4 protein-coding genes are annotated in these 6,176 nt (G+C 70.7%); 2 read left to right on the top strand and 2 right to left on the bottom strand.

Annotated features, from left to right (window positions below):
- Positions 1-230: 230 nt before the first annotated feature.
- A complete protein-coding gene (locus tag AB0E02_RS39225) occupies positions 231-1,289 on the top strand; it encodes a hydroxyacid dehydrogenase (RefSeq protein ID WP_362149565.1) in 1,059 nt (352 codons plus the stop codon).
- Positions 1,290-1,436: 147 nt separating this feature from the next.
- On the opposite strand, the gene groL is transcribed toward AB0E02_RS39225, so the two are convergent.
- Both groL and groES read right to left on the bottom strand, forming a co-directional pair.
- On the bottom strand, positions 1,437-3,062 hold the full coding sequence (groL, locus tag AB0E02_RS39220) for a chaperonin GroEL (RefSeq protein WP_030417081.1): 1,626 nt from the start codon (positions 3,060-3,062) through the stop codon (positions 1,437-1,439).
- 133 nt (positions 3,063-3,195) lie between these two features.
- Complete coding sequence (gene groES / locus AB0E02_RS39215; RefSeq protein ID WP_261957073.1) at positions 3,196-3,504, bottom strand: co-chaperone GroES; 309 nt, start codon at positions 3,502-3,504, stop codon at positions 3,196-3,198.
- Between the two features lie 541 nt (positions 3,505-4,045).
- On the opposite strand from groES, the gene AB0E02_RS39210 reads away from it, so the two are divergent.
- A complete protein-coding gene (locus AB0E02_RS39210) occupies positions 4,046-5,401 on the top strand; it encodes an FtsW/RodA/SpoVE family cell cycle protein (RefSeq protein WP_362149567.1) in 1,356 nt (451 codons plus the stop codon).
- The last annotated feature ends 775 nt before the right edge of the window (positions 5,402-6,176 follow it).

Genomic DNA, 6,176 nt, shown 5'->3' with positions numbered 1-6,176 from the left:
CCGCCGCGAACTGCTCAACACCGCGGCCGAGGTGTTCGTCCACACAACCGGCCCCTCCGGCCCGTCCCCTCCCGTTGGGGGAGTGTGCGGGTGGGTGGGGGCGGGCGTTGTTGAGGACGGCGGGGTAGTCGTCTTCGTCGCCCTCCGGCGACACTGGGAGGCCCGGCCTCGCCGGCGGCGGCAAGTGACGAGGTACGACGGGCTTACTGCGAAGGAGCACCGTTCTCACTATGCACCCCACCACTGACAATCACGACGGACCTGCGGAAACGCCCTCGGTACGGCCCGCGTTGCTGCTGTCGATGGGGCCCGGCATCGCCGACCGGCTGCTCGACACTCGCCACCGCAGTCGCCTCGCGGCGCTCGCCCGCACCGATCCCCGCCTCGTCGCGCACGAGCTGGCCGACCCGCCCCCCGTGGTCGCCGCCGCCCTCGCCGACGCCGAGGTCCTGCTCACCTGCTGGGGCGCGCCGCCGCTCACCGCGCGGGTGCTGGACGCGGCGCCCCGGCTGCGCGCCGTCATCCACGCCGCCGGTTCGGTCAAACACCACCTCACCGACGCCTGCTGGGAACGCGGCCTCGCGGTCACCTCGGCCGCCGCCGCCAACGCACTGCCCGTCGCCGAGTACACGCTCGCCGCGATCCTGCTCGCCAACAAGGGGGTGCTGCACTCCGCGCACCGTTACCGCACCGTGCGCGGCCCGCACGACTGGCAGCAAGAACTCGCCGGCGCCGGCAACTACCACCGCACCGTCGGCGTCATCGGCGCCTCCCGCATCGGGCGCCGCGTCATGGAACTGCTGCGCCCCTTCGACCTGCGCGTGCTGCTGCACGACCCGTACGTCGACGCCGCCGAGGCCGCCCGTCTGGGCGCCCGACCGGTGCCGCTGGACACGCTGTGCGCGGACAGCGACGTGGTCACCGTGCACGCGCCGCAGCTGCCCGCGACCCGCCATATGCTCGGCGTACGGGAACTGGCCCTGATGCCGGACGGGGCGACGCTGATCAACACCGCCCGCGGCTCACTCGTCGACGGGACGGCCCTGCTGCCCGAGCTGCTCACCGGCCGCCTCAACGCGGTCCTGGACGTCACCGAGCCCGAACTCCCGCCCGCCGACTCGCCGTTGTACGACCTGCCGAACGTGCTGCTCACCCCGCACGTCGCCGGCTCCCTCGGCACCGAGCTCCATCGCCTGGCCGACCACGCGCTGGATGCCCTCGAACGCTACGGCCACGGCCTCCCGTTCACCGACCCGGTCCGCCCGGAGGATCTGCGCCACTCGGCCTGACCCGCCCGCCCGGCCGGACCGCCGCCCGAGCCGTAAAGCCCCGGAGACCAAGGCCCCGAAACCCAGAACCCGGCCCCGCCGAAGCGGGACCGGGTTCCGTGGGTCAGCGAGGGGCGGCGGGGTGCCGCCCCTGGCCCGTACGGCGCGTCAGTGCGCGTGGCCGTGGCCGTGGCCGGCCTCGGCGGGCTCGTCCTCGGCGGGCTTCTCGACGACGAGGGTCTCGGTCGTCAGGAGCAGCGAGGCGATGGAGGCGGCGTTCTCCAGGGCGGAGCGGGTGACCTTCACCGGGTCGATGACGCCGGCCTTGACCAGGTCGCCGTACTCGCCGGTGGCGGCGTTGAAGCCCTGGCCCTTGTCCTGCTCGGCGACCTTCGCGGTGATGACGTAGCCCTCGAGGCCGGCGTTCTCCGCGATCCAGCGCAGCGGCTCGACGACGGCGCGGCGGACGACGGCGACACCGGTGGCCTCGTCGCCCTCCTTGCCGAGGGAGCCGTCCAGCACCTTGGCGGCGTGGACCAGCGCGGAGCCACCACCGGAGACGATGCCCTCCTCGACCGCGGCGCGGGTCGCGGAGATGGCGTCCTCCAGACGGTGCTTCTTCTCCTTGAGCTCGACCTCGGTGGCCGCACCCACACGGATGACGCACACGCCGCCGGCGAGCTTGGCGAGGCGCTCCTGGAGCTTCTCGCGGTCCCAGTCGGAGTCGGTGGTCTCGATCTCGGCCTTGATCTGGGCGACGCGGCCGGCGACGTCCTCGGCCTTGCCACCGCCGTCGACGATGGTGGTGTCGTCCTTGGTGACGGTCACGCGGCGGGCGGAGCCCAGCACGTCCAGACCGGCCTGGTCGAGCTTGAGGCCGACCTCCTCGGCGATGACGGTGGCACCGGTGAGGGTGGCCATGTCGCCGAGCATCGCCTTGCGGCGGTCACCGAAGCCGGGGGCCTTGACGGCCACCGCGTTGAAGGTGCCGCGGATCTTGTTGACGACCAGGGTCGACAGGGCCTCGCCCTCGACGTCCTCGGCGATGATCAGCAGCGGCTTGGAGCCACCCGCCTGGATGACCTTCTCCAGCAGCGGCAGCAGGTCCTGGATCGAGGCGATCTTGCCCTGGTGGATCAGGATGTACGGGTCCTCGAGGACGGCCTCCATACGCTCCTGGTCGGTGACCATGTACGGCGAGAGGTAGCCCTTGTCGAAGGCCATGCCCTCGGTGAAGTCGAGCTCCAGGCCGAAGGTGTTGGACTCCTCGACGGTGATCACACCGTCCTTGCCGACCTTGTCCATCGCCTCGGCGATGAGCTCGCCGACCTGCTTGTCCTGCGCGGACAGGCCGGCCACGGCGGCGATGTCGGTCTTGTCGTCGATCGGCCGGGCGGTCGCGAGGAGCTCCTCGGACACGGCCTTGACGGCGGCGTCGATGCCCTTCTTCAGGGCGGCCGGGGAAGCACCCGCGGCGACGTTGCGGAGGCCCTCGCGGACCAGCGCCTGGGCCAGCACGGTGGCGGTGGTGGTGCCGTCACCCGCGATGTCGTTGGTCTTGGTCGCCACCTCCTTGACGAGCTGGGCGCCCAGGTTCTCGTACGGGTCGTCGACCTCGACCTCACGGGCGATGGTGACACCGTCGTTGGTGATGGTCGGGGCGCCGAACTTCTTGTCGATGACGACGTTGCGGCCCTTGGGGCCGATCGTCACCTTGACCGTGTCGGCAAGCTTGTTGACGCCGCGCTCAAGGGCGCGACGAGCGTCCTCGTCGAACTTCAGGATCTTCGCCATGGGTTGCTTCAAGTCCTCTCATTGCGATCCTCGGCACGCAGTGGGGACCGCTGTCTCAAACGGAACTGCGCCCCTGCCCCGGGTTGTTTAGACGCGGGAACCAGGGGCGCAGATCACGGCAAATCCGGGTGACTTACTTCTCGACGATCGCGAGAACGTCGCGAGCCGAGAGAACGAGGTAATCCTCGTTGTTGTACTTCACCTCGGTGCCGCCGTACTTGCTGTAAAGCACGACGTCGCCAACGGTGACGTCGAGCTCGACGCGCTTGCCGTCCTCGAAGCGGCCCGGGCCCACGGCCAGGACGACGCCCTCCTGGGGCTTCTCCTTGGCGGTGTCCGGAATGACCAGGCCCGAAGCCGTGGTCTGCTCGGCGTCGAGCGGCTGGACCACAATGCGGTCCTCGAGCGGCTTGATGGCAACCTTGGAGCTGGCGGTCGTCACGATCCGACCTCCCCCTTCGGAGATCTCACGGGGTTAACTGTCTGAGGTGGCGACCAGGTGGATCCGTCGTCGCGGGTGCCGGACCTGCCCGTCGCTGTGTATCTGGCACTCCCCCTCGGAGAGTGCCAACGCCGAGACTATGACGCGGTTAGCACTCGGTCAAGCGGAGTGCCAGCGCGGCGAGGGTGCATCGTGCGACGCGGGTTGACCGCCGGTCCGTACCAGGCGGCCGGGCGGCGGGAATCCCCGCCAAATCGGACACACCTTCCCCTTCCCTCGCAACCACGCCACCGGCTGCTTCGTCTACCTCCCCGACTGCCGAGCCGGTGAACCGTGCGCGCGACGCGTGCGACGTCTCCACGCTTGCGAGGTGCCAGACGCACCACGCAGCCGACGCGTGGGGCGTGCGCGACGTGCGTGCAACATGTGCGACCCGGTTCCGGGCCGGCGGCCCTGACCATCGATGGCGGAGGAACCCGTGCGTGGACTGACCAGCGCTTCCCGGGCGGCCGGGGAGCCGGAGAGCGATGCCGAACGCACCATGACGTTCGCCGCGCTCGCCCAGGCACCGAACCGCCGGCGGACCGAGGCCCGGCTGCTCGCCCTCGTCGTCGCGATCGCCGTCTTCGGCTACGCGTACACCGGCCTGTCGATGACCGGCCGGCTGCCCGGCGGGCTGCCCGGCTTCGCGATCAGCATGCTCTTCGTGGCACTGGTCCCGCACCTGGTCCTGCGCCGCTTCGCCCGGCGCGCCGACCCGCTGATCCTGCCGCTGGCGACGCTGCTGACCGGGATCGGCCTGGTGCTGCTGCACCGCCTGGACGTCACGTACGCCCAGACCCGCCACCCGAAGATCGCCGAGGCGGCCAGCGGGCAGCTGGTGTGGACGGTGATCGGGGTGGCGGTCTGCATCGCCATCCTGCTGGTGCTGCGTGACCACCGCATCCTGCAGCGCTACATCTATCTGACGATGGCGGTGGCGCTGGTGCTCCTGATGGCGCCGGCCTTCTTCGGCGCGGACATGTACGGCGCGAAGCGGTGGATCCTGCTCGGGCCGCTGTCGCTCCAGCCCGGTGAGTTCGTGAAGATCATGATCTCGGTGTTCTTCGCCGGCTACCTCACCGTCAACCGCGACGCCCTGGCCCTGGCCGGCCGCCGCGTCATGGGCATCCAGCTGCCCCCCGGGCGGCAGCTCGGCCCGATCTTCACGATCTGGGCGATCAGCCTGCTGGTGCTGATCTTCGAACGGGACCTGGGCACCTCGCTGATCTTCTTCGGCGTCTTCGTGATCATGCTCTACATGGCCACCGGCCGCACCAGCTGGGTGGTGTGCGGTCTGCTGATGGCCATCGCCGGCGCGGCCGTCGTCGGCTCCCTCGAACCGCATGTGCACGGCCGGGTCACCGCCTGGCTGGACCCCATGCGCGCGTTCACCAAACAGGGCATCGCCGAGGGGATGTCCAACCAGCTCGGCCAGGCACTCTTCAGCTTCGGCAGCGGTGGCATCAGCGGCACCGGCCTGGGCCAGGGCCACCCCGAGCTGATCGGCTTCGCCGGCAACAGCGACTTCATCCTCACCACCGTCGGCGAGGAACTGGGCCTCGCCGGGGTGATGGCCGTCCTGATGCTCTACGTCCTGCTCGCCCAGCGCGGCCTGCGGGTGGGGCTGACCGCCCGCGACCCCTTCAGCAAACTCCTCGCGGTCGGCCTCGCCGGCGCGCTGCTGCTCCAGGTCTTCGTCGTCTCCGGCGGCGTCACCGGCCTCATCCCCCTCACGGGCAAGGCCCTCCCCTTCCTCGCCAAGGGAGGTTCGTCGCTGGTCGCGAACTGGGTGATGGTGGCGGTACTGCTACGCATCAGCGACCACGCCCAAAAACGACGCGAGCCGGTGCGGTGACTTTTCTCCTCGCACGTACCTGGCTGTCCCGCCGCGGGGCGCTGCGCTTGGCGGCGCCGCGTACGTAGCCGGCTTTCCCGCCGCGGGGGTTGCTCGCCGTTGCGCGCTTGGCGGCGCCCCGCTCGTAGCTGGCTTTCCCGCTGCGGGGCGTCTCGCCGTTGCGCTTTGCGGCGCCGCGTACGTAGCTGGGTTTCCCGCCGCGGGGCTTGCTCGCCGTTACCGCTTTGCGGCGCCGCGTACGTAGCTGGCTTTCCCGCCGCGGGGGCGCTGCGCTTGGCGGCGCCTCGCACGTACCTGGCCGACCCGCCGCGGGGCTTGCTCGTCGTTGCGCGCTTTGCGGCGCCCCGCACGTACTTGGCCGTCCCGCCGCGGGTCGTCTGGCCGTTGCGCCTGCGGCGGGCTGGGTTTGTGGTGGGTGCGGTGACTGGCCTCCGGGGCCTGGTGTGTGGACTGCTGACGCTTTACGTCCACACACCAGGCCCCTCCGGCCCGTCCCCTCCCGTTGGGGGAGTGTGCGGGTGAGTGGGGGCGCGCGTCGTCGCGCGAGCACCACGTGCCGTGAGGTCTCGGGAATACCTCGCCCGTCGCGTCCAGTTGTGGCCCCGCAGGGGGCCCTCACAACCCTTACGGGATCTGTTCGACCCACCCCTACGGGTCCCAAGGACCCCTTGTATCCCCAACGCCCGCCCCCACCCACCTTCTTCCCATCCCCCAACGGGAGGGGACGGGCCGGAGGGGCCGGTGTTTGGGACGTAAAGCGACAGCAGTCCCAAAC

Origin of the sequence: Streptomyces sp. NPDC048196, assembly GCF_040652715.1 — a bacterium.
In the GTDB taxonomy this organism is placed as follows: domain Bacteria; phylum Actinomycetota; class Actinomycetes; order Streptomycetales; family Streptomycetaceae; genus Streptomyces; species Streptomyces siderophoricus.
This window is presented reverse-complemented; position numbering and strand designations above follow the sequence as displayed.